Annotated in this window: 1 pseudogene; it reads right to left on the reverse strand. The window is 66.2% G+C overall.

Annotated features, from left to right (window positions below):
• Nucleotides 1-287, reverse strand: a pseudogene (locus HMPREF3047_RS10780) (hypothetical protein); the annotation flags it as partial.

Here is a 287-nt window from a genome sequence, read left to right on the forward strand (position 1 = left end):
GCACGTTCGGCGGCAACGGCAGCGCTGCCGCCGGCAAGCGGGTCGGCGCCGTTGGCGTAGGCCAAGGCGGCACCGAGCATAAAGTGGCCGATTGCTTGCGCGGCTTCGTTTTTGTGTTCACCGTGGCCGAAGCGCTTGCCGATGGCAGCTGCGGCATACGGCGCCAACGTATTGGCCGCCAGCTGTAAATCACCCTGTCCGCCCAGGGCGCCGGTAATCAGGGTTTCGGCGGCGCTAAGCGCACGGCTTTTGCTGCCGCCTACGCCCCAGCTTCGGGCTTCTTGGTA

Source organism: Neisseria sp. HMSC075C10 (genome assembly GCF_001815615.1).
Taxonomy (GTDB): Bacteria; Pseudomonadota; Gammaproteobacteria; order Burkholderiales; family Neisseriaceae; genus Neisseria; species Neisseria subflava_A.